Below are 22,635 nucleotides of genomic sequence, written 5' to 3'. Positions count from 1 at the left end.
GACACCATGGATTTCTCACTGACCGATGAGCAGAACGAGCTCGTCAGGACACTGCGTGCGGTGCTCGCCCGCCACGCAAGCTCCGCCGCGGTGCGGGCAGCATCCGCATCCGAGGCCGGATACGACCTCTCACTGTGGCGTCTACTCACTGAAGAGGTCGGTGTGGCCTCGCTCGCCATTCCGGAAGAGTACGGCGGGGCGGGCTTCACCTGGTTCGAGACCGGCCTCGTGTTGGAGGCACTCGGCTACCACCTGGCCCCCAGCCCATTGCTCGCCTCCGCGGTGCTCGCCGCCGCCGCGATCCTGGAGTCTGGTGATGCGGAAGCTGGCGGGCGGCTGCTTCCCGGCATCGCGGACGGCAGCTCCATTGCAACTTTGGCTTGGGCCGACGCGCACGGGCCCTGGGGCACGGCGGGCTCCGGCATCGTGGCCACGGCTGGCGAGCACTGGACGCTGGACGGCACGGCAACGCTCGTGCTCGACGGCGGCAGCGCCGACGTCGTCATCGCCGTCGCGACGACCCCGAGCGGCGTAGGGCTGTTCGAGGTGCTCGATGCCGACGCGATCCGGCGCGTTGACACGCCGGCGATGGACACGACGTTCCGCTTCTCAACCATGACGTTCAACCGGGTCATTGCGCGGCCGCTTATGCTGGACGCTGCCTCCGCACTGGAGAAAATTCGCGACGTCGCCATCGTCGCCGTCAGCTGTCTGCAGGCGGGCACGGCGCAGCGCGGGCTCGACATGACGGTGGAGTACTCCATGCAGCGAGTGCAGTTCGGCCGCGCGATCGGCTCGTTCCAGGCGCTCAAGCACCGCATGGCCGACATGCTGGTGCAGGTGGAGACGGCGCGCACAACTGCCTGGGCCGCGGCCTGGTCGGCTGGAACGGATGCAGCCGATCTGCCGGAGCGTGCGGCATCTGCCGGAGCATGGTGCTCGGACGCCCTCGATCACGTCGCCTCCGAGACCGTGCAGATGCACGGCGGCATTGCCATCACCTGGGAGCATGATGCCCAGCTCGTCTTCAAGCGAGCGCACGCCACGAGCCACCTGTTCGGCCAGGCACGCGAACACCGCCGTCGCCTGGGCGTGCTGCTGGGCATCACCCCGGGTTAAGGCGGGGCGAAGCCGCGCAGAGCCGCCAAGATGGTTGAGCTAAACGACTGGAAGGTTGAGCAGCATCCGCCCCCGGTTCATTCTTCTCGCTGTACCGGGGTCGAGCGCCGCAGTCGGTTCTCCTCCCCTCATCTGACGCACTTCCATAAGTCTTTCACTCCTTAAGAAGGACCGGGACGCGCTCAAACGCGATCTGCAGCCCGTTTACACGGCGCCGAACGCAGGCTCGTGGAGCGCCGAGTGAACCGGCTTCTGAACGGTTCGGAAGCGGGCCGCGCACTGCTCGCCCCGTGGCATCCGTCGCCCCTTGCGGACGTGGCAGCTAAGACGGCCTCAGGGCGAACCGTCTGAGCGGGTCTCGCCCAACTCGGCGAGTGGCGCGGGCGTGCCTTCCAGAGGCGACGCCGACCGACGGATGCCCCGCTCGAGTTGGAGCAGCTGGCCGAATCAAGCACAATCTTGACTCGGCCAGCTGAGGGTTGCCGTTACCGGCCGGCGATATACTCCGCGGTGGGGCCGGCTGTCCAAGCCCCGTCAACAGCGATCTCCGAACCAGTCGTGTAGCTCGCATCGTCGGATAGCAGATAGGTGACCGCGCCTGCCAATTCTTCAGGGTGCCCTGCTCTCCCACTGGGATTGTTCGTGAATCCGCCCATTTCAGCGGTCAGGCCCATCTTGGCGGTCATGGGTGTGATGATGACACCCGGATGGACGGAATTCACTCGGATGCGTTCGGAAGCCAACTCGACGGCAGCGACCTTGGTGAGGCCACGCACGCCCCACTTCGCAGCCCCGTATGCCCCCGTCCTTGCCATTCCTATCAGCCCGGCGGCCGACGAGATGTTTACAATCGAGCCGCCTCCCGCTGTGCGCATATGCGGAATGACCGTGTGCATACCCGTGTGGACGGCCACGAGGTTGATCCGCACGATACGGGCAAAATCTTCCGGCGATTCCTCGGCCACGGTGCAGCGCGATGTCGTCACACCAGCGTTGTTGACGAGACCGTTGAGTTCGCCGAACTCCGCCACTGCGAAAGCGGCGACTTCTCGCCATCGCTCAGCGTCGGTCACGTCGAGATGAGCGAACCTCGCTGCAGATCCGAGTTGATCGGCGAGGGTGCGACCTTCCGCGTCGAGAATGTCTGCGATGACAACCCGTCCGCCAGATGCGACGATCGCTCTCGCGAATGCCTCGCCAAGACCTCGCGCACCGCCCGATACGAGTACCACCTTGCTCTTCAGATCGTGGGGCATGCCTGGTTACCCCTCAATTCGTGTACGAAGCGGCTCTCTGGATCTTCCTGTCGCCGGGTCACGCGGTCACTCCGCCGTCGACGATGAAGTCCTGGCCGGTGCAATAGCTGCTCGCATCACTGGCGAGGAATGCGACCATATTCGAGATCTCCTCCGGCCTGCCCGCCCGTGGGATTGGGATGTTCGCAATGAACCCGACGCCCGCGCGGGTGTCTTCGCTGATCATGGCGGTGTCGACTGCGCCGGGGCAGATCGTATTGACCCGGATGCCGAATTGACCGTACTCCTTGGCCACGGATCGGCTCGCACTGCGCAGGCCCCCCTTGGACGCCGCGTACGGCACCCGCCCCGCGTAGCCGGCAATTGCCGCCGTCGAGGAGATGTTGATGATGGAGCCACCGGCCTCGCGCATGGCGGGAAGCACGGCCTGCATACCCAGGATCGGTCCGATGAGGTTGACGTCGATGGTGCGCCTGATCGCTCGCTCGCTCGTCTCCGCCAGCGGTGCGATTGGGCAGTAGGCGGCGTTGTTCACCAGCACGTCCACACGCCCGAACGTCCTCACCGCAGCGTCTACCACCGTGTCCCACTCGGCGGGCGACGCTGCGTCGTGTGCGAGGCCGATCGCATCCCCGCCGAAGGTCGCGGCCAGAGCGGTCACGCCAGCCGCGTCGACATCTGTCAGCACAAGGCGGGCACCGAGGCCGTGCAGCAGCGCGGCGTGCGCACGGCCCTGCCCGCCGGCGGCACCGGTAATCAGCACGACCCTGTCGCGCAACTCAATGATCGGGGTATTCGTCTTCATGGTTTTCCTCCAGTAGTATAGTGCCTAACAAACGCTTGATAGGGGAAGCAATGGCGCGTCGACTTCATCACATGGGCATTACGGTGAGCGACATGGACACCGCAATCGAGTTCTACCGGGAACTCACGGCCGGAGAGGTCGTCGGCCCACTGATTAAGAGCGGACCGGCCGTCGAGTCCGTCACTGGTCACCCGGGCATCGAAGTGCACCTGGCTTTCGTGACTCTGCCGGGCGGAGACGCCGTAATCGAGCTTGCAGAGTATCGCGGCGGATCGGGCGAAAGCATCGATCCCGACAACGGGAAGGCGGGTTCGGCGCATCCCGCGATCGTCGTCGACGACATGGATGCCACGCTCGAACACATGCGCGCCCGTGGGGTGCATGCCACCTCCAACCCCAAGATCGCAACCGACGGACCGCTCGAGGGCTACCGCTATGTCTATCTGATCGGCCCCGACAGGCTGCGGGTCGAGCTCCTCGAGGCTCCGCACTAGGCGTCGCCGTCCAGTCGACGCAGCTCGTCCGGCGTCAATTCGAGGTCCACTGCGGCAACAGTGTCCCGAACGCTCTCGACACGACTAGCGCCAGGTATAGGAATCAGCGCCGGCGAGGCAGCGAGGGCCCACGCGATTGCCACCCGTTGCGGGCTGACACCGCGCTCCGCGGCGATCTCGGCGAAGGCGCCCGAGGCCTGCCCCAGGCCCTTCGCCGCCCGCATCCCGCCAAGCGGCCCCCAGGCCAGGAACGCCAGCCCGTGCCGCTCGCACAGGGCGATCATCGGAGCCTCGGAGCGAGCAACGGGGGAATACTCGTTCTGTACACTGACGAGCGCGCCACCGAGCACGCCCAACGAGATGGCCAGCTGGGCGGGATCGACGTTGGAGACGCCAACGCGCTGCACGACGCCGTCGTCGACGAGTTGGCGCAGCGCGCCCATCGACTCGGCATAATCGACCCTGGGGTCCGGCCGATGAAGCTGGTAAAGCGGGAGTGAGTCGAGGCCGAGGCGTGAGGCGGACTCGCGGGCGGCGCGGGCCAAGTGCGCGGCCGACCCGTCGATCCACCAGCTGGCGTTCTCGTGGCGGGTGTGACCGCCCTTGGTCGCCACGATGACGCGGTCGAGCGCGCCGGGATAGCTGCGCACGGCATTGATCAGGGCGAGCTCATTCACGCCATAGGCTCCGCTCGGCCCGTAGCTGTCCGCCGTGTCGAAGAACGTCACCCCCGTGTCGAGTGCGGCGTGCACCACGCGAACCGCCCCTGCGGCATCGAAACCCTCGACCTGGGTGAGGGTCATGGCACCCATGCCGATTGCGGAGACGCTCAGATCCCCGAGCCTGCGCACCGGGAGCCCGCTCACTTTCCAGCCGCCGTCCAGCCGCCGTCCACGGCGAGGCACTGGCCGGTAACGAAAGTTGCGTCCAGCAAAAGGAACACGATGCTCGCGGCCATCTCCTGCGGGGTAGCGAAACGTCCGAGCGGTGTTCGCGCGAAGACCTCGGCCGGGTCATAACCGCCGTCGATCATCTCCTGCACCATCGGCGTCAGGGTGTGACCAGGTGCGACAGAATTGACCCTTATCCCGAGCGATGCCCACTCGATCGCCAGGTTCTCGGTGAGCTTGCGAACAGCAGTTTTGGCCACACCATAGTCGGATTGATTCTCCCAACCACCGAAGGCGGTTGTCGACGACACCGTCACGATCGACGCCGATCTTCCCTCAAGTCGCCGAACCACCTCACGGCTAACGGCGAGCGTGCCGAGCACATGCACGTCGAGAACCCGGCGCGTGCGGTCGAGGTCAAGCTCGAGTGCGGGAACGAATTCACCGCGGATGCCGTGACAGAGCACGATGCCGGTCGCGACGCCGCAGCGCTCCTGCGCCGCCCCTACTGCATCCTGCACCGCAGCCTCATCGGAGGCGTCAACGGCGAAGTATCCTGCGTGCGCCGGCTCGGATGATCGCGCGGGCTCCTGCAGATCAAAGATCGTCACCCGTGCCCCGCGTGCGGCGAGAAGCTCGACGACCGCAGCTCCAATCCCACTGGCACCCCCAGTCACGATGATGTGCTCCCTTGGCATCTCTGCCTCACGCATTTGCCGTCCTCCCTGACGTTTTACGGCGCCCGTCGTGGCGTCGTGCGACCATGCTAGTCTTAAAACCAAACAAGCGCTAGATTTGATGCGTTACGGAAAGAAGAGGAGCAGGGGATGCCCGACAAGAGGATCGGACTCAGTGAGGCGATTGCGTCCATTGAGTCAGGAATGACTATTGGCATCGGGGGGTGGGGGTCGCGTCGCAAGCCGATGGCCCTGGTTCGGGAGCTGCTGCGTAGCGACGTGACGGACCTCACCATTGTCGCCCTTGGCGGCCCAGATGTCGGCCTGCTTGTCGCGGCAGGCAAGGTGCGCAAGCTCATCTACGGCTTCGTCTCGCTCGACAGCATCCCGCTGGATCCGCTGTTTACCGCCGCACGCGAGCGCGGTGAACTGGAGATCGACGAGTACGACGAGGGCATGTTTGTTAGCGGGCTGCGCGCCGCGGCATCCCGCCTCTCGTTCCTGCCCACCCTGGCAGGGCTTGGCTCCGACGTGATGACGGCGAACCCGCACCTGAAAACCATTCGTTCGCCTTACTCCGACGACGAGTACGTCGCGGTACCTGCGATTCCCTTGGACGTCGCACTGATCCACGTCAATCGCGCCGACAGCGGCGGCAACGTCCAGTTCCTCGGACCCGACCCGTACTTCGACGACCTCTTTGCCATGGCCGCCACGCGCACCTTCGTGAGCACGGAACGCATCATCCAGACGGAGGAGCTTCTGAACGAGGGCTCGTTCCACACCCTCATGCTCAGCCGGATGTACGTCACGGGCATTACCGAGACCCCCAGAGGTGCGCACTTCACCACCTGCGAACCGGACTACGGTCGCGACGAGCCGTTCCAGAGGCACTACGCAAACTCGGCGAAAGACCCGGAAAGCTGGCGCGCCTTCGTTGCCGAGTTCATCGACCGCGACGAGGCCGGCTACCACGAGGCAGTCGCCCGTTTCCACGCAGCTGCACAGGAGAAGAACTAATGGCCAACGACGTCACCATAGCCGAGATCTGCATCGCCGCGTGCTCGGACACCTACCGCGAATCCGGGGAGCTGCTCGCGCACGCCGTCGGCACGATTCCGACGCTCGGTGCGCGGCTGGCCAAGCTCACGCACTCCCCCGACATCATCCTGAGCGACGGCGAGGCCTTCATGATGAGCGAGCCGCCGCCCATCGGCAAGTCCGCTGCGTCCGGCGGGGTCGTTGAGGGCTGGGCCCCGTTCCGCCGCATCTTCGACATTATCGCAACCGGTCGGCGCCAGAGCATCATGGGGGCCAGCCAGATCGACCGATACGGGAACCAGAACATCTCGCTGATCGGCGATTGGGACAAGCCCAAGCGTCAGCTCATTGGCGTGCGCGGCGCGCCGGGCAACACGGCCAACCATCGCGTGGACTATTGGATATCGCGCCACAGCGCACGCCTGTTCGTGGAGTCGGTCGACATGGTCTCCGGCGTTGGCAATGACAGGGCGCGCGCGACCGGTTCCGCACTGAGGTTTCATCACCTCGGTGTGATCGTCACGAACCTCGCCGTGCTCGGCTACGACGAAGACGGCCTTGTTACCGTACTCTCGATCCACCCGGGTGTCGATCCGCAGGCAGTGGCGCAGAACACAGGATTCGCCCTGGAGGTCGACGGAGCCCCGCCCACCCGTATCCCCACTGCCGAGGAACTGCGGCTCATCCGTGAGGTTCTGGATCCACACGGAGCCAGGACCTCGGAAGTGCCGAATTGACCGGCCTCCCCGCCGTTCCAGTTGGCAGGTCTCCTCGAATCCATTCAGCAGCCCGTCCATGAAGCTGCGCAGGATCTCGTCGAGGATCTTCTCGCAGTAGTGAAGCCGTCCACCTTCTTGCTCATTAATATCAAATCTCTGCCGATCGCCACGCCCAAGTGTTTGCTCGACTCTCTCGGACTATAGGCGCTTGCCGTTTGGCCATGCCCCCAGATTCTCGGCAGTCACCGGTAACGAAAGGATTCACATGATGCACCTCTCGGACGCACAGACCATCCCCGAACTGCTCGCCGATATGGCAAGTCTCGGCGATCACCCGGCCGTGGTCGTGGGTGGATCCGCCGTCTCCTACAGCGAGCTCAATGATCGTGTCTCCGCGGTCTCGCGAAGTTACCTCGCCCAAGGGGTGCAGCGAGGCGACCGTGTCGGGCTGTGGTCCCCGAACCGCCTGGACTTCATCCTCGCAATGCTCGGCGCCCAATCGATCGGCGCCGTGGTCGTGCCCCTGAACACGCGCTACACCGGCCATGAGGCGGCCGTGATCCTCAAACGCTCCGGAACATCAGTGCTAATTGTTGCCGACAGCTTCCTCGGCCGCCGCCCGATGAAGGCGCTGCGGGACGCCCTCGCGGATGGCAGGGCATCGGATACGCCTGTCCCCGGACTGCCGGCACTCCGGCTCGTCGTGAACCTCGACAGTGAAATAGACACCGCGAGCGAAACGAGCTGGACGTCGTTCCTCGCATCCGGTGTCAGCGTCGGCCTCGGGCGTCAGAGCTCAGCCGTCGCCGCCGTCGTCCCCGACGATGTCGCTGACATCCTCTACACCTCGGGCACGACGGGGGTTCCCAAGGGCGTGATGAGCGCACACCGACAGACACTGGGTGTCGCCCGAGCATGGGCGGCGGGCGCACAGCTCTCACAGGAGGACCGCTACGCGATCGTGGGCCCGTTCTTCCATGGTTTCGGCTACAAGGCGGGAATAATCTCATCACTCCTGGCCGGTGCCACGATCTACCCGGTCGAGACGTTCGACCCCTCCGAGCTGCTGGGCCTGATCCAAGCGGAGCGCATCAGCGTGCTGCCCGGCGTGCCGACGATCTTCACCTCATTGCTCGATCACCCCGATCTCGGCAACTTTGACACCTCATCACTGCGCTTCGCCATCGCCGGCGCAACAACGGCTCCCGAGACCCTCTTCCGCGACATGGTTGAGGTCTTGGGGTTCCGCACGGTTGCGCAGGCATACGGCCTGACCGAATGCGTCGTCGCAACACTCTCACGGCAAGGTGAGGCTCTCGAGCACGCCAAGCAGACAACGGGCCCGGCCGTTGCTGGCACCGAAATCCGCATTGTGGATGCTGGCAACAGAGATCTCCCCACCGGGGAGGACGGCGAGATCCTGCTCCGCGGTGAAAACGTCATGCTTGGCTACTTCGAAGACCCCGAGGCCACCAGCGCCGCCATCGACAAGGAGGGCTGGTTACACACCGGTGACATCGGCCGCCTGGATGAACACGGCTGCCTCAAGATCACCGACCGCCTCAAGGACATGTTCATCGTCGGCGGGTTCAATGTCTACCCGGCAGAGATCGAGAACGTGCTGCGGCAGCATCCCTCCGTCAATGAGTCCGCTGTTATCGGCATCGACGACGACAGGATGGGTTCGGTCGGCCGGGCCTACGTTGTGCTGCTGCACGACGCCCATCCGATGCCAACGGCGGAGGATCTCAGGGAATTCTGTAAGGCCCGGCTGGCCAACTTCAAGGTGCCGCGCGAGTTCGTGATCGTCAATGAGTTCCCGCGCAACGGCACCGGAAAGATTAGGAAGTCGGACCTGTCAACCGTGCACTCGAGCGTCGATTGAGCTCGCTAATTCGCCGCTAAAGTGCCTCTTTATCGGCATTGCTGGATTAGACACCGGCAGGGCAACGCCCGCCGGCAGGTGAACGCGGGCGGCGCCGCAGGGGGGTACCGCTTTCGCCCCAAAGCCTGAAGCGGCTGAAGGATTGTCGCCACCTCCTGCCCTCGACGCCTCGGCATCGACGTTTATGGGAACGGCGGGCTCTTGTACCGGCGGTTGGCGGCCTGCCTTTGCCGGGGCACCGCGCCAAGCCCAGTGCACACGGCTGTGTTTTGGCGCACGCGTACGGCAACATCAAAATTGCGATACGAAAGGCAGCGTCAGGGGATTCAGCTGGCAGGGGCAGATTCAGCTAGGCGGGCGTATCATCCGCATCGGTCAGGCCGACGCATCCGCTGCGGCCGCTGACGCGCTCAGATTGCGCCGACGACGGTGTCAAGCCCCGGACCCCATATGAGAAGGCACAGGGCACAGTCATGCCGGTCTCCGAATAGGCAGGGACAGGTCGTAAACACCAGGGCTGGCACGATAGTCGAAGTCAGGATCCGTGAAGCAACCGTGACAGGGCCACCATGGACGGCTGCCTGAACGCAGCGGTCGACCCGGTGATCCAGGTCACCCTGCGGCACCGTAGGCGTGGCATCTTGATATCCCGTCTGGGCACCGGCACTTCACCGTCGGGCGCGATGCGGTCCCCCTTCGGCTGCACGTAACAGCTCGATGACCGCAACCGGTCCTTCTGACCGTTAGCGGGCACCGTTTCGGCGTATACAGCGCTCCGGCCGGCAACGAGTTTGTTGATCCAGGCTAGCCGCGCGCGCCTTGCGGCCGCGAGACTTGGGACTGCACCCACTCGCGGAATCCGACGTCGCTCCTCGGTTACGCCGCCACCTGCGGCGGCGGAATCAGGCCGATGCTCGGACCATCGAAGCGCAGGATCTGGCCGTCGAGCTGCGTTGTGGGATCGCTCGGCAGCGCCACATTGGCCGCAGCGAACCACGCTGGAGGTCCACCCTTAGACCCGCCAGCGACCTCGGTCAAGTAACATTGCACGGCCCACCGTTCGAGGATTCTCCAGCCAGAGGCGGTGCGAGGTGGTCGCGTGATGATCGATCCCGTCAGGGCTTGTACAGATCGAACAGCTAGGGCAACGTCTCCCGGTCGCAGGCGTGCATCGGAGCAATCCCTCGCCGTCAGCTCAGGCGCTCAAGAACTAGGGCCATTCCCTGCCCACCGGCAACGCACATTGTCTCCACTGCGAACTGCTCATCGCGCTCCTGCAGGGCGTGAATTGCGGTCGTGGTCATGCGCGCCCCAGTCATGCCGAATGGGTGGCCGAGCGCTATTGCACCCCCATTGACATTCACCTTGTCGGCGTCGATGCCGATGTCGTCGATCGAGGGTAGAACCTGAGCCGCGAAGGCCTCGTTGAGTTCCATGATGTCGATGTCGGAGATCGACATCTTTGCGTTCGCCAATGCACGCTGCACCGCGTCGACGGGGCCGAGACCCATCAGCTCTGGCGTCATCGCCGCGAGACCGGTCGAGACAATGCGCGCCAGCGGAGTCAGTCCCAGTTCGGCAGCCCGGTGATCGCTCATGATCACGAGGGCGGCGGCACCGTCGTTGAGTGGGCAGCAGTTGGCAGCTGTGACTGTGCCGTGCTTCCGGAACACCGGCTGCAGCGTCGAGAGCTTCTCGATGCTCACACCGGCGCGCGGACCGTCATCCGTCGAGACGACTGTGCCGTCGGCCAGCGTGACCGGCGTAATGTCCTTGTCCCAGAAGCCGCGGGCCGCAGCGGCCTCCGCACGGTTCTGGCTTCGCACGGCCCACTCGTCCTGCGCAGCACGGGAGACCCCGCGCAGTTGCGCGACGTTCTCGGCGGTGTCACCCATGGCGATGTAGATGTCGGCCAGCTCTCCTCGCTGGCGCGGATCACTCCAGCGGGCGTGGGGATCTGCGGCCAGGGCCTTGGTGCGCTCCATCGCCTCGAAGTACGCCGGGTTCTTCGTGTCGGGCATGCCGTCGGACTTGCCGAAGCCGAAACGCGAAACGGTCTCGACGCCTGCCGAGATGAAAACGTCGCCCTCGCCTGCCTTGATCGCGTGGAACGCCATTCTGGTGGTCTGCAGGGAGGATGAGCAGTACCGGTGAACGGTTGTTCCAGGAACAGACTCGAGACCGAGCTGCATGGCGACCATGCGCGCGATGTTATACCCCTGCTCGCCGGCCGGTTGCGCGCATCCGATCATCAGGTCATCGACAGTGCTGGGATCGAGCCCGGGAACGGCATCGAGCGCCGCGCGGACCATCTGGGCTGCGAGGTCGTCGCCTCGCATCTCACGCAGCGAGCCCTTGTTGGCCCGACCGATGGGCGAACGTACTGCAGAAACGATTACTGCCTCGGTCATGAGTGTGCTCCTTCTTCTTCATTCGGATTCAGAGAATTGCGTTCGGGGTGTGGGCCAGGAATGCAGGCCACTCGCCGCCACCGTCGACGTCAAGAACGGCGCCGGTGATGTGGCTGGACAGCGGAGAAGCCAGCATGACGCATGCAGCCCCGATTTCGCTGGGGTCGGCCAGCCGCCCGCGCGGAATCGTCGCAGCAATCCGGGCGTAGCTCTCGGCATTGCCGTAGTGGTCGACGGCGCCCTCGGTAGCCACGAGCCCGCAACTCACGGCATTTACCCGAATGCGCGGCGCCCATTCCACGGCCAGACTGCCAGTCAGGCTATCGAGCGCAGCCTTCGCTGCGCCGTAGACTGCGGTGCCGGGGCTCGGCCTGCGGGCACTGATCGAGGTGATGTTCACGATCGAGCCGCCCTGCTTCTGCGCCATCATAATCGGGTGCACTGCACTGGCCATGTGGGCCGCCGACAGGAAGTTCAGTTCGGTGATTGCGCGCTGGTAGCGCGCCGAGCCACTTTCAAAGCGTCCGAATGGCGAGCCACCGGCGTTGTTGACGGCGACGTCGATGCGCCCGCGGCGACCGACGACATCGGCGACCCACCCCCGCACCTGCTCATCGTCGCGCACGTCGACACGGCTGTATTGCACGGGGGGCCGACTCAACGTCTCGGATGGTTCCGGCCCTGTTCTGCCGCAGATCTCCACATTGGCGCCGGCGTTGACGAAAGCCTCAACAATGCCGGCGCCCACGCCGCGGGCTCCCCCTGTGACGAGTACGACCCATCCTGTGAGATCGATAACAATCGGCATCCGCTCCCTGCCCTTCTTCCGCCACGGTGCAACTCGCCAATCATACCAAACAAGTGCTTGCTTTGCTTTATCCGCCCTAGCGTCAACTTTCTCCGCGTCCGACTCGACACGGTACTTGTTGTCACCGGACGGGACGGTATGAGCAGGGCCATCAGCGGCGCTTTGCGTCGAGCGGCGACCAAGGGATCCTAGTAGGCTGGGACGCTGCGGCGGCCACGACCAGCTCGGACATCGCAGCTGTGAGCGGCCGCTGCACGGTGCTCGTCGGAGACATCACGTAGCAGGCGAGCGTCGATACGCCATATGCCCCGATATGTGATTGGGCCGTCGGACGGGTCCGACTTGCTGGACAACAATGTTGGCGACTTCCGGTCGGCGTCGACGGTGATCCTCGGCAGCACCGCCGAGCAGTGGCAGAGGCTCCACGAACGGGACCTGCTGGCGGGGTGGACATGGCCCTCATTGCCGGCCAAGCCGCCGAAAAGTCATTTCCTAAACAGCGCTGGAGACCATCTTGGCCGCCGGCGTTTTCCCGGAACGGCCGTATATAGTCGGCCTGACCTGGCGCTGGCAGACAAGGAGTACACCTCGCCTCCAGTGGGCGCTAACGAGCGGCCCGCGAGCGACGGCGCTCCTCTGCTGCTACTGCGTTATAGTCCATCCTCCGTCGACCGGCAGGAACACACCGTTGATGTAGGAAGCGAGCGGCGAGAGCAGGAACAGTACCGCAAAGGCGATGTCATCCGGGCTCGCCATGCGCGCGAGCGGGATGCGCTTGAGAACGGCTTGCCCGCGGTCACTTTCGGTGAAGCCCTGCAGCCGGGGGGTGTCCGTCATGCCTGGCGCCACGCCGTTAGAGCGAAACAGTGCCGCCCGATGGGCGGCGGTGTGCCGCACATAACCCATCAGCGCGGCCTTGGAGGCCGAGTACCAGTCGACCTCCGTGCCGACGACGTTACCGGCGACCGATGTGGTTACCACCATCGCGGCACCGTTGGGGAGCCCACCAGCCGCCCATGCCTCAGTCAGCCGGCGTACGCTGCCGACGCTGACGCCCAGCGCGTCATCGAAAGCCAGCGGTGCGGCGGATGACGGGCCTGCGTTGTTGTGCAGGTATCGCAGTTGGCCCAGTGCGCCGCTCGCGGCCTTGAGGCCTTCCGCGACGACGGCCTCATCGGCGACATCCCCGACCACCGTGTGAACGTCGCCGCCTGCGGCACGGATCAGCGCAGCAGTCTCCGCCAATCCAGCCGCGCTCATATCCCAGGCGCTCACGTGCAGCCCGAGCTGGGATGCCCGCAGCGCCGTCGCGCGGCCGATACCACTTCCAGCGCCGGTGATTATGATGGCGTCGCCCGGATGGAATCCGAAGTCTGGTGAGATCACGTGATGCTCCTTGTACTGCAACCAAGCGTTTGCTTGTGCATTACACTAACTCAGCGTGGGCCCGCGGCCCAGAGACCGTGGTATTTCGCGAAGGCGAGGAAGGTGGATTCCAGCGGGGTCGGTGTCTGCGTAGCTCAGCCGTTGTGTGTGCTGGTGCGCCGGGGCGCCTCTCGCCCATTCGAAGTTGCTGTCGGGGCGGCCGGCATGTGACCAATTCCCCCGCATGGAGGCGCTGCAAACCGAAAGGCTGTTCCTTCACGGGTTCCGGCAAGACACGCTGTTGGAGTAATTCGGTTGGGTGGACGGTCTCGCGCGACGCGCTGTAATTATCTCGAGGCGGCCCGGCTCTTCGACGAGATCACGATTGAACTACGCGTCGGTGAGATCGGCACGTCCTCGATCCGCTTAGACTTCGCGATGTAGCGCTGTGCCGACGGCACACTCGTTGCTACGGCCTCGAACTGGCTTGTCAGGGTCTCATTCAATCAGTGACCATCCGCATACCCCCGAGATCCTGCGCGAGCACCTAGCCACCGACGCCTGATGGCGACGCCGGCGGCCAGGCGGCATCCGGTCCTGAATGCCTCGCGATCATGTCGGTTGCTAGGCCGCTCCGGACCAGCTCGACGTGCATCTCGGTCTGATGTAGGGCCGAGTGCAGGAAAAAGTCTTCGAGGTTGTCCCATCCGGCGGTCCAGTACAAGCGCCGTGCATATTCCCACACTGGGGCGTCACCCAGCTCCGTAAGCAGGGTTACGACGGATTGCGTCCGGCGCAGGTGATGTCTGGCGATGGCGTCCGCCCGCGCGGCCAGACCCCGGAAGCGGAACTCGTGCCCGGGTAGAACCTCGTAGTCGGCGATCGGTCCCAGGGCCCGCAGCGAGGTGAGGTAGTCACCGAGTGGTTCATCGCCGGAGAGAGCCCCCAGCCCGATCCCCGGGTAGATCTGCGGCAGAACGTGGTCACCGCTGTAGACGACGGCGCGCCCATGGTCGACGAAGCACAGATGCCCTCCAGTATGGCCGGGGGTCGCGACAGCACTCAGCCGGTGGCTGTGCAGCTCCAGCGTGTCGCCGTCGCGCAGGAGCAGGTCCGGCTCTATATCCGAGTACAGCGGTGCACGAGCAAAAGATGCGATGAGCTCCCCACGGCGCCCTTCGGGCACACCCCAGGAGTCCAGCACCCCGGCGTAGTGCGCCGGATCGCGACGCTCCGGGCTGACCTGGTGCGCGAGCACCGCGCGTTCCCTGCGGGAGAGCACGATCTTTGCTCCCGTGGTGGTCCTGAGCCTGGCTGCGATGCCGAGATGATCGGGGTGGTGATGGGTGACCAGGATGGTCTCGAGCTGCTGCAGTGATAGGCCGATCACCCCCAATGAGTGACAAAGCGCCGCTAAGTTCTCCGGCGAGTCCCAGCCCGGGTCGACGAGATGGAACTTCGAGCCGACGCCGATCAGAACATAGCTCAGCGTGTGGCTGATGGGCCCCTCGGGTATCGGGGCAGCAATCGCCCACACGCCGTCCGCGACACGCTCCGGCCGAGGCAGTTCCCCGGCCTGGAGCGCTGCCACCTGCGTGATGCTGGTCGGACGGACACAGCTTGCTACTTGGCCACTCATATCGACTAGACTAGCAAGCGCTTGGCCGAAACCGGCTAAACCTCTAACATTTCCCCAGTCAAGCTTGTTGACCAGGTCATTGAAACGATCGGAAACCACAACATGCCCGGGAACCGCCCCCAAAGCGCCCAGAGACTGGCTATCGCCATTCTCACCGCGAGTGGGATGCTCTCCTCCCTGCAGTTCACGCTCGTCGTGCCCTCGCTGCATGCGATGGCCGCCTCGCTGGACACCTCCACCAATGACGCGGCGTGGCTGATAACGATCACGCTTCTCACAGGAACAGTCGGGACGCCCATTTTGACAAGGATGGCCGACATGTACGGGAGACGCCGGCTCCTCCTGATTTCGCTCGGCCTGCTCGTCCTCGGCTCGGTGATCGCTGCCCTCGGAATGACGTTTCCAACCGCACTAATCGGGCGCGCCCTGCAGGGCTTCGCCACCTCGATCATTCCGATTGGCATCAGCCTGTTGCGCGATCAACTCTCGTCCGAGGGGGCGAGCTCGGCCATGGCGCTCATGAGTGCCACGGTCGGCATGGGGTCGGCTGCAGGGCTGCTGCTCTCTGGCGTGCTCAGCCAAAATCTCGGGATCGCGGCACTGTTCTGGTTCTCGGCGATCGCCGGAACGATCGCTGGCATCGGCATACTGCTTACCGTGAGCGAATCAAGTGCACAGACCGGCGGTAGATTCGACCTGGTCGGGGCGACAATTCTGACGGTCGCCCTCGCCTGCATCCTGCTCGTCATCTCCAAGGGGCTTGTCTGGGGGTGGAACAGTGGCCTATTCCTGTCCGTGGCCGCGGGGGGAATCGTGGCTCTCATCGTCTGGGTGCCACTCCAGCTGCGGCACCCGAACGCCGTCGTCGATCTGAGGACCTCGTTTCGACGCCCCGTCTTGCAAACTAATCTCGCGACGTTTTTTGCCGCTGTTGGCATGTTCGGCAATCATCTACTCACAGTGCACGAGGTTCAGGCTCCGGTCGGTACCGGAGCCGGCCTTGCTCTGAGCCCGCTCGGCGCTGGGCTCACCATGATCCCTGCGGCCATCGCCATGATCGCGCTCGCCCCGGTGGCCGCACTGCTGTTAAATCGCTTCGGCGGACGGCCGGTGCTCGCACTGGGCTCGCTGATCATGTCGCTGTCATTCGTTTTTCGCCTGCTCACCCATGACGAACTGGCGACCGTGTTGATCGGGGCGACATTCGTGGGTGTCGGCACGGCATTTAGCTTCGCAGCCATGCCCGCCCTCATCATGAGTTACGTGCCCCCAGCCGAATCGGCATCAGCGAATGGCATCAATTCACTCGTCCGTGCGCTCTCTGGAGCCGCGGCGAGCTCGGTCTTTGCATTACTCATCTCGGCGTTCGCCGTCGATGCCGGCGGTGTCGAATTCCTGAACGGCACCGGTCTCGGCATCGCCTTCTTGGCAATTGCGACGAGCTGCGGTATCGCCGCACTGCTGGCCGTCCTGCTGCCGTCCGCACGACCGGAACCAGGCAATGTCGCGGCATGACTCGAGCAAGCGTTTGGCTCCCATTGATACGGTGCGACTGGTATCAGGATCACCTTTTATCGGTCATGATTCGCCGCGTGACCGTATCACCGCGGCATGGCCACTTCCGCCCTTGTCATCAAGCTTTGCCCGAGGAGGAAGTCCTACGCCGCGGCATGTCCGTTTTCAGACCCTTCACGTGTGCCGTGCGTGATGAAGCGCCATGCTTCACAGAACCGCTCTACGGGCATCACTCCTGCCGCAACACGAAGCCCTGGCCGCTATAGCCCAGACCGCCAGAGAGTGTCCTAAAAACTAGCGCTTGGTTAGTTGCTAGGATTGTTCATGATCCTTCGATCCACCGCCAGGTGTGATCAGCTTCCAACCCGGAAAGAGTAACCATGGCTGGAAAGACAGCGCCTGACCGTCGGACCGAGATCCTCAACAACGCCGCCCGACTCTTCGCAGTCCAGGGGATAGGAACGACATCGGTCCGAGACATCTCGGCGTCCGTGGGCATACTCTCAGGCAGCCTTTACCACTATTTTGTGTCAAAGGACGAAATGGTTGAGGAGATACTCCAGCGCTTCCTCGCCGACTTGCAGGGCCGCTACCAGAACGTGATTGACCGCGAACTTGACCCGCGTGCCACCCTCGAGAGCCTCATTCGCGTGACCCTGGAGATCATCCAGGACCACCCGAATGCTACGCAGATCTATCAGAATGAAGTCGCCTACGTTCAGAAGCTTCCGAAAGCCACGGGAGCCCGTGCAATTAGTAGCGAGATCGCCCGGATGTGGGTTGACACCCTAGAAAGCGGCCTCGACGCTGGTATTTTTAGAAAAGATCTCGATGCACACGTTGTCCACCGGCTGCTGCGCGATTCCATTTGGCTGACTGCCCGATGGTTCAAGCCGTCATCGACATATTCGATGGACCGGCTAGCCGACGATTGCGCCATTCTTTTTCTCGATGGGTTGATGGCCTAGTTCCAGTAGCCCGCTGAGACCACTGGGGTGTGATTTCGCCACTTGTCGAAAATAACCGTCTGGGTGGAGAGCATTGGCGGGCAGTTTCAACAACTCTTGACACCGAGGGAACCATCCGACAAGAGTCAGCGGCGCAGAACGGCCCGCCGTGACACGCCCGGGTGGAAACGCTTGGGTGGAAACGCCCGAGAGGGGCATTCGGGCAGGCGCATTCCCGGGGTGGCAAGGCGGCGCACGGGATGATGCACGACTAGACCTGGGTGACCGGCCGACGGTTCCCCGGCTCTCCCCGGAATACTCCTATGAGGACCTCTCCGGTGACGTCGCCGTCGTCTTCCTGGACGGGCTGGAGCAGAACGGGACGGCGCCGGAGGGTTGGGGAAACGGGTCTCTGCGTTGCGCATCAGCGAAGATAGGGCTTGCCCCATTCCCTAGCCGGTGCCCTCCCTGTCCTGGCCCCCGCCTCATGTATCCGAGGCCGGAGGCAATGGATATGCTCAGCCGGCAGCTGCCGGGGCGGCCATGTCCTGGACCGCACGGTAGGCGAAGACCATGGCGGAGCCGAGCGGGATGCCGGGCCCGGGGTAGAAGCGGCCGGAGAAGGAGGCGCTGGTATTGCCCACCGCGTAGAGCCCGGGAAGCGGCTCCCCGCTGTCCGTGAGGACGCGGGCGTCCGGGTCGGTGCGCAGTCCGCCCTTGGTGCCAAGATCGCTGAGCACCATGCGCGCGGCGAAGTACGGCGGCGTGTCCAGCGCTACGAGGGCGGGATTGGGGCCATGCGAGGGGTCGGTGAAGAAGAGGTCGTAGGGGTCCTCTCCCCGGTGGAAGTCCTCGTCAATTCCGTTTTCGGCGAAGCCGTTGAACCGCCCCACGGTCTCCTCCAGCGCATCCGCGGGAAGTCCGGTGTGTTCGGCCAGCTCGCCGAGGCTGTCCGCCTGGATCCAGGTTCCGGCGGCAAGATGATCCGCCGGCGGTGTATTGTCCGGGCGCATAATGGCCGGCAGCTGCCCGCCGAAGCGCGAATCGAAGATGAACCAGGACGGAATGCGCTCCCCTGCTGCGGACGCCATCTCGCGGCCCATCCGGTCGTAGGGCTGGGACTCGTTGGCGTAGCGTTTCCCGGTTCCGTCCACGATCAGGCCGCCCCGGAGACCAAGGGTGAAAGCGGCACTTCCCGAAGGCTGCGCTGCACCGGGGCACCACCAGGCCTCATCCATCAGCTCGACGACGGCCCCGGCCGCCTGCGCGGCACGGATGGCAGTGCCGGTGTTGGCACCACGAGGAGCCATGGTCCAGTCTGCGGATCCGGGGGTCCCGCTTTCCCGCCGCATCTGCCCGTTGGCCTCGAAGCCTCCGGCACCAAGGAGCACTCCCGAGGCGGCGCGAAGCCGCTGCGGGCCGTGGGCAGTGTCGACGCTGACGCCAACCACCCTCCCGTCCTCGATGATGAGGCCTGTCATCGCGGTTCCAGTGCGGACGGTGCCGTTGCCGGTGTTGGTGAAGGCCAGCAGCAGGCGTCCGATCAGTGCCTGCCCTGCGGTCAGCGGGCCATCCGGATGCGGATCGCCGTAGCGGTCATTCTCCACCCGCGGGCGCACCAGGGCGGCCAGCTCACCGATCTCCTCGCGCGGAAGGTCTACCGGCATCATCGAGCGTCCCAGGTCCATTCGGCCGGGGCCCGGAAAGTAGTCGGGAAAGGCGGTCCAATAGAATTCGATCGCCGGATCATGCTCAAGCGTCTTGACCAGCTCAGGCGCGGTCGCAAGGAAGGCTTCTCGGCGTTCGGCCTGCTCCTCGCCTAGCACGGATACCAGATAGGCCTCTGCTGCCTCGGTGGAGTCCTCCACCCCTGCCCTCTCCTGCACCTGGGTGCCGGGCAGCCAGCAGGAGGCGCCGGCATAGGCCGAGGCGCCGCCCAGAAGTTCCGTCTTCTCTACCACCACTGTCTGCAATCCACGGGATGCTGCGCTGAAGGCCCCCGCCATGGCTCCCGCCCCGGAACCCACCACGACGACGTCGTACTCGCCGTCCCAATCCTGTTCGCTTTCCATCATTGCCCCTCCTGTCGTTGGCCGGTACGGACCCAGACAACCAGAACGGTAGGCATCCGTCGGCGGGCCGTCCCACCCAGCAGGACCATTGCCTGTCCCGCACATCGGGACTTCTCCCCGCGCGCGCCGTGAGGTGTGCCTAGATTTCAGGTTCGAGACGTTCGAGTCCGAATAGGCGTATCTGAAAGGACGGATTCCACATGAGCACTGTTGAGCCGGAGCAGGACGAAATCAGGAAGATCGAAACCAGCGAGGTACCAACACGCTATGCCAGGGGGTGGCACTGCCTGGGACTGTCGGAGAAGTACAAGGACGGCAAGCCGCACACCATCAACGCGTTCGGCCAGAAGCTGGTGATCTTCACCGGCAGCGACGGCAAGGTCAACGTCTTGGACGCCTACTGCCGCCACATGGGCGGGGATCTTTCGCAAGGCACCGTCAAAGGCAACGAGATTGCTTGCCCGTTCCATGACTGGCGCTGGGGAGGCGATGGGCGCTGCAAGGAAATTCCCTACGGGCGCCGGGTTCCACTGCGCGCGCGGACCAGCACCTGGCAGACGCTGGACCAGGACGGCCTGCTGTTTGTCTGGAATGATCCCGAAGGCAATCCTCCGCCGGAGGACGTCATCATTCCCCGGATTGAGGGGGCGACGTCCGACAGGTGGACAAAGTGGGTGTGGAACGAGATCGTGGTCCACACCAACACGCGCGAGGTCGTGGACAACATCGTCGACATGGCGCACTTCTTCTACATCCACGGCAGCTTCCCCACCTACTTCAAGAACGTCTTTGAGGGCCATGTGGCAACCCAGTATTTCGACGGCATTGTCCGTGAAGATCTTGCCCCGGAAAATGCCGATCCCAATGCACCGAAGATGCTGAGGACCAACTCCGTGGCATCGTACTTTGGACCTTCTTTCATGATCGATGAACTGAACTACGTTTATGACAAGTTCGAGTTGGACACGGTGCTGATCAATGCGCACTACCCCATAGATGCGAACTCGTTTGTGCTTATGTCCGGCATCATTGTGGATAAGAACCCGGACTTGGAGGGTGACCCGGACGAAATCGCGTCCGAGCAGGCTGCCTGGGTCCTTTATGGATTCGGCCAGGACGTGGAGATTTGGAAGAACAAGGCCCGGATCGACAATCCGCTCCTGTGCGAGGAGGACGGGCCCGTTTACCAGCTCCGGCGGTGGTACGAACAATTCTTCCGGGACGTTGCGGACGTTGAACCGGAAATGACGGACCGCTTTGAGTACGAGCTGGATACCACCAGGCCGATGGAAAGCTGGCAGAAGGAAGTAGCCAACAACCTGGCCTTGCGCAAGGCTGCAGCGGGGCAGCTGGTCTGATGGAAGCGACAACTGATGACAGGCTGCTGGACAAGCCGATGCAGCCGCTGGCCTGCCGCGAATGCATCGCCCGAGTGCTGGTCCGCAAGTCGAGCTGGCAGCAGACCAGCATCCAGTGGACCGCGGAGGCCATGAACGCCTGCCGGGAACGCCCCGCCTCCTGCCGGGGGGATGATCCGGTGGAACAGTTCGCCGGCTGCGAGACGCTGCGGGACAGTATCAGTGAAGCCTCTCTTGAAGGCAGGATCGACGTCATATACCGGGACGTGCCCGCGGCGTAGTTTCCGGAAGGAAGCGGGGGCTGGGAAGAGGGCCGGATCTCCCGGCCCTCTTCCGGTCACCAGACATGTGTGTCGCCCCACCTGGCGGTTCGAATTCATCCCCCGCCCTGCCTGAGCACCGACAAAGCGCCGTCCGGCTCCACTCGAAGCCGGACGGCGCTTTGTCGGTTGGGCGGCTGTTCCCGGATTCGGCAGATCGGAATGACCGGGACGGCCGGTCCGGAGCAGGATCCTGCTCGGAATCGGCGCCCTACGCGTCGTATGTGACCTTGACCGGGTTCGCCGGTTCCTCCATCGGCTCCTACCTCGAGCTCGTGCCCAGCGAGCAGTCCTCCGGCCAATCGCGGCAACAGGGATCGATCATTAAGCGGAGACGCCGGAATCCCGGCGTTTTCGGGGATTCCGGGAGTTCTTGTGGGTGGTTTTCTACTTGCGCCAGGTGTTCAGGCTGGTCGATGAGGTCCTGTACTTGGCGTTGGACGGGTGTCGACAGGGCGGTGAGTTCGAAGTTGGTAGTGGTGCCGGTCGAGCGCAGGGTGTTCCGGGCCCGGGTGGCTAAATGGCCCCGCAGGGCGCGGAAAGCTGTAGGCCGGGTGTCGTCGGCGAGGGTGCGGGTGGAAGCCTTTTGGCCCGGCTTCGGGTGAGCGGATAGGCCGGCCGCGACCGGTTTTTCGGGCTCGGGTTGGTTCTCATCCGTGTAGGTCAGCGCCGCCCAGACGTGGCACAGTGCCAGATCAGGTGCCCGGCGAGCATACAGAGGAAGACGTGGGCGCGAGTGCTGTCCTCGGTACGGTGGTAAACCCGGCGGATCAGCAGTCCGACGGATTTCAGCGATCAAACATCTTCTCCACCTTGGCCAGCGACTTGTAGGCATGCACGGTTTCGGCCGCATCCATCCGCTCGGCGACTACAGAGATGCGGATGATGTAGATCACGTCGAGCGCGCTCTCGTCTTCGATCTCCTACTGCCGTCTTGTGGGGCCGACGTGGTGTCGGTGATGTGCAGGTCGAAGTGTTTGGCCATCTTGTATATGTGGATGATTTTGCCGGCAAGGATCCGATCTTCCCGGCCCCGGTGAGCCGGCCCGCTTGACGGCAGCGGCAACGGCGGCGCGTTCTTCTTCGGTGGCTGCGAGCAGCTCGGTGCGTTGGCGGCCCGTCTTTGGCCAGGGCGGGGTTGCGGCAGACGGTCAGCCGCTCATCGGGGGAATCGGGGGGGTGTCCCTATGTTCTTCGTCAAGGGGTCATGCTGCCTTTGAACTGCTCCCCGGAAGTTGGACTGAGAAATTCAGTTCCGACTCCCGGGGAGCAGTTTTATGCAGGCAAGTAGTTCACTATCCGAGGAACAGCGCG

At 64.1% G+C, this 22,635-nt stretch carries 19 protein-coding genes; 10 read left to right on the top strand and 9 right to left on the bottom strand.

All coding sequences use genetic code 11. The features are described 5' to 3' along the window. Positions 1-6: 6 nt before the first annotated feature. A complete protein-coding gene (locus AC5RW2_RS17400; protein ID WP_493962769.1) occupies positions 7-1,119 on the top strand; it encodes an acyl-CoA dehydrogenase family protein in 1,113 nt (370 codons plus the stop codon). Positions 1,120-1,604: 485 nt separating this feature from the next. Here AC5RW2_RS17400 and AC5RW2_RS17395 read toward each other — a convergent pair whose 3' ends face one another. Together AC5RW2_RS17395 and AC5RW2_RS17390 are read right to left on the bottom strand one after the other, a co-directional pair. Beyond that, positions 1,605-2,375: a glucose 1-dehydrogenase gene (locus tag AC5RW2_RS17395; protein WP_493962770.1), complete on the bottom strand. Its 771-nt coding sequence runs from the start codon at positions 2,373-2,375 to the stop codon at positions 1,605-1,607. Between the two features lie 58 nt (positions 2,376-2,433). Next, positions 2,434-3,180 (bottom strand): SDR family NAD(P)-dependent oxidoreductase, encoded by a 747-nt coding sequence (locus AC5RW2_RS17390; RefSeq protein ID WP_493962771.1) that lies wholly within the window; start codon positions 3,178-3,180, stop codon positions 2,434-2,436. Positions 3,181-3,230: 50 nt separating this feature from the next. Here AC5RW2_RS17390 and AC5RW2_RS17385 point away from each other — a divergent pair, with 50 nt between their 5' ends. Beyond that, positions 3,231-3,674 carry a VOC family protein gene (locus AC5RW2_RS17385; protein WP_494074329.1) on the top strand — a complete coding sequence of 148 codons (444 nt, stop codon included), beginning with the start codon at positions 3,231-3,233 and terminating at the stop codon, positions 3,672-3,674. Here AC5RW2_RS17385 and AC5RW2_RS17380 read toward each other — a convergent pair. Together AC5RW2_RS17380 and AC5RW2_RS17375 are read right to left on the bottom strand one after the other, a co-directional pair. Next, positions 3,671-4,486, bottom strand: coding sequence for an aldo/keto reductase (locus tag AC5RW2_RS17380; protein ID WP_493962773.1), 816 nt, complete (start codon positions 4,484-4,486; stop codon positions 3,671-3,673). The genes AC5RW2_RS17385 and AC5RW2_RS17380 overlap by 4 nt on opposite strands. Before the next feature lie 50 nt (positions 4,487-4,536). Next, positions 4,537-5,277, bottom strand: coding sequence for an SDR family NAD(P)-dependent oxidoreductase (locus AC5RW2_RS17375; protein WP_493962774.1), 741 nt, complete (start codon positions 5,275-5,277; stop codon positions 4,537-4,539). 114 nt (positions 5,278-5,391) lie between these two features. Here AC5RW2_RS17375 and AC5RW2_RS17370 point away from each other — a divergent pair, with 114 nt between their 5' ends. The 3 genes from AC5RW2_RS17370 (at position 5,392) to AC5RW2_RS17360 (ending at position 8,886) form a co-directional block, all read left to right on the top strand. After that, on the top strand, positions 5,392-6,261 hold the full coding sequence (locus AC5RW2_RS17370) for a CoA transferase subunit A (protein WP_493962775.1): 870 nt from the start codon (positions 5,392-5,394) through the stop codon (positions 6,259-6,261). Continuing rightward, entirely contained in the window at positions 6,261-7,019 is a 759-nt protein-coding gene (locus AC5RW2_RS17365) for a CoA-transferase subunit beta (RefSeq protein ID WP_493962776.1), read from the top strand. Before AC5RW2_RS17370 ends, AC5RW2_RS17365 begins: the two co-directional genes overlap by 1 nt. A 247-nt stretch (positions 7,020-7,266) precedes the next feature. Continuing rightward, positions 7,267-8,886 (top strand): AMP-binding protein, encoded by a 1,620-nt coding sequence (locus AC5RW2_RS17360; RefSeq protein ID WP_493962777.1) that lies wholly within the window; start codon positions 7,267-7,269, stop codon positions 8,884-8,886. 1,190 nt (positions 8,887-10,076) lie between these two features. Here the strand turns inward: AC5RW2_RS17360 and AC5RW2_RS17355 are convergent. The 3 genes from AC5RW2_RS17355 to AC5RW2_RS17345 form a co-directional block, all read right to left on the bottom strand. Beyond that, complete coding sequence (locus tag AC5RW2_RS17355) at positions 10,077-11,297, bottom strand: acetyl-CoA C-acetyltransferase (protein WP_493962779.1); 1,221 nt, start codon at positions 11,295-11,297, stop codon at positions 10,077-10,079. 28 nt (positions 11,298-11,325) lie between these two features. Next, positions 11,326-12,045, bottom strand: coding sequence for an SDR family oxidoreductase (locus AC5RW2_RS17350; RefSeq protein ID WP_493962780.1), 720 nt, complete (start codon positions 12,043-12,045; stop codon positions 11,326-11,328). 702 nt (positions 12,046-12,747) lie between these two features. Next, positions 12,748-13,491, bottom strand: a complete 744-nt coding sequence (locus AC5RW2_RS17345; RefSeq protein ID WP_493962781.1) for an SDR family NAD(P)-dependent oxidoreductase — start codon at positions 13,489-13,491, stop codon at positions 12,748-12,750. A 294-nt stretch (positions 13,492-13,785) separates the two neighbouring features. On the opposite strand from AC5RW2_RS17345, the gene AC5RW2_RS17340 reads away from it, so the two are divergent. Then, complete coding sequence (locus tag AC5RW2_RS17340) at positions 13,786-13,914, top strand: hotdog domain-containing protein (RefSeq protein ID WP_493962782.1); 129 nt, start codon at positions 13,786-13,788, stop codon at positions 13,912-13,914. Between the two features lie 103 nt (positions 13,915-14,017). Here AC5RW2_RS17340 and AC5RW2_RS17335 read toward each other — a convergent pair whose 3' ends face one another. Then, the gene (locus AC5RW2_RS17335; protein WP_493962783.1) at positions 14,018-15,109 is read right to left on the bottom strand and encodes an MBL fold metallo-hydrolase; all 1,092 of its coding nucleotides are present in this window, start codon (positions 15,107-15,109) and stop codon (positions 14,018-14,020) included. A 165-nt stretch (positions 15,110-15,274) separates the two neighbouring features. Between AC5RW2_RS17335 and AC5RW2_RS17330 the strand changes: the two genes are divergently transcribed. Continuing rightward, positions 15,275-16,624: an MFS transporter gene (locus AC5RW2_RS17330; RefSeq protein WP_493962784.1), complete on the top strand. Its 1,350-nt coding sequence runs from the start codon at positions 15,275-15,277 to the stop codon at positions 16,622-16,624. 380 nt (positions 16,625-17,004) lie between these two features. Further along, positions 17,005-17,592: a TetR/AcrR family transcriptional regulator gene (locus AC5RW2_RS17325; protein ID WP_493962785.1), complete on the top strand. Its 588-nt coding sequence runs from the start codon at positions 17,005-17,007 to the stop codon at positions 17,590-17,592. A gap of 497 nt (positions 17,593-18,089) precedes the next feature. Here AC5RW2_RS17325 and AC5RW2_RS17320 read toward each other — a convergent pair whose 3' ends face one another. Next, positions 18,090-19,646: an FAD-binding protein gene (locus AC5RW2_RS17320; protein WP_493962786.1), complete on the bottom strand. Its 1,557-nt coding sequence runs from the start codon at positions 19,644-19,646 to the stop codon at positions 18,090-18,092. 197 nt (positions 19,647-19,843) lie between these two features. On the opposite strand from AC5RW2_RS17320, the gene AC5RW2_RS17315 reads away from it, so the two are divergent. Beyond that, positions 19,844-21,001 (top strand): 3-ketosteroid-9-alpha-monooxygenase, oxygenase component, encoded by a 1,158-nt coding sequence (locus AC5RW2_RS17315; RefSeq protein ID WP_493962787.1) that lies wholly within the window; start codon positions 19,844-19,846, stop codon positions 20,999-21,001. Next, on the top strand, positions 21,001-21,282 hold the full coding sequence (locus AC5RW2_RS17310; RefSeq protein WP_493962788.1) for a hypothetical protein: 282 nt from the start codon (positions 21,001-21,003) through the stop codon (positions 21,280-21,282). Before AC5RW2_RS17315 ends, AC5RW2_RS17310 begins: the two co-directional genes overlap by 1 nt. Positions 21,283-22,635: the final 1,353 nt, after the last annotated feature.

Source organism: Arthrobacter sp. B0316-1-20, assembly GCF_059091865.1.
This window is presented reverse-complemented; position numbering and strand designations above follow the sequence as displayed.

Coding starts and splice junctions, on each gene's coding strand:
- AC5RW2_RS17365 (WP_493962776.1), top strand. CDS start 6,261: ATGGCCAACGACGTCACCATAGCCGAGATCTGCATCGCCGCGTGCTCG.
- AC5RW2_RS17395 (WP_493962770.1), bottom strand. CDS start 2,375: ATGCCCCACGATCTGAAGAGCAAGGTGGTACTCGTATCGGGCGGTGCG.
- AC5RW2_RS17310 (WP_493962788.1), top strand. CDS start 21,001: ATGGAAGCGACAACTGATGACAGGCTGCTGGACAAGCCGATGCAGCCG.
- AC5RW2_RS17370 (WP_493962775.1), top strand. CDS start 5,392: ATGCCCGACAAGAGGATCGGACTCAGTGAGGCGATTGCGTCCATTGAG.
- AC5RW2_RS17325 (WP_493962785.1), top strand. CDS start 17,005: ATGGCTGGAAAGACAGCGCCTGACCGTCGGACCGAGATCCTCAACAAC.
- AC5RW2_RS17385 (WP_494074329.1), top strand. CDS start 3,231: ATGGCGCGTCGACTTCATCACATGGGCATTACGGTGAGCGACATGGAC.
- AC5RW2_RS17360 (WP_493962777.1), top strand. CDS start 7,267: ATGATGCACCTCTCGGACGCACAGACCATCCCCGAACTGCTCGCCGAT.
- AC5RW2_RS17390 (WP_493962771.1), bottom strand. CDS start 3,180: ATGAAGACGAATACCCCGATCATTGAGTTGCGCGACAGGGTCGTGCTG.
- AC5RW2_RS17335 (WP_493962783.1), bottom strand. CDS start 15,109: ATGAGTGGCCAAGTAGCAAGCTGTGTCCGTCCGACCAGCATCACGCAG.
- AC5RW2_RS17315 (WP_493962787.1), top strand. CDS start 19,844: ATGAGCACTGTTGAGCCGGAGCAGGACGAAATCAGGAAGATCGAAACC.
- AC5RW2_RS17375 (WP_493962774.1), bottom strand. CDS start 5,277: ATGCGTGAGGCAGAGATGCCAAGGGAGCACATCATCGTGACTGGGGGT.
- AC5RW2_RS17400 (WP_493962769.1), top strand. CDS start 7: ATGGATTTCTCACTGACCGATGAGCAGAACGAGCTCGTCAGGACACTG.
- AC5RW2_RS17330 (WP_493962784.1), top strand. CDS start 15,275: ATGCTCTCCTCCCTGCAGTTCACGCTCGTCGTGCCCTCGCTGCATGCG.
- AC5RW2_RS17380 (WP_493962773.1), bottom strand. CDS start 4,486: ATGGGTGCCATGACCCTCACCCAGGTCGAGGGTTTCGATGCCGCAGGG.
- AC5RW2_RS17320 (WP_493962786.1), bottom strand. CDS start 19,646: ATGATGGAAAGCGAACAGGATTGGGACGGCGAGTACGACGTCGTCGTG.
- AC5RW2_RS17355 (WP_493962779.1), bottom strand. CDS start 11,297: ATGACCGAGGCAGTAATCGTTTCTGCAGTACGTTCGCCCATCGGTCGG.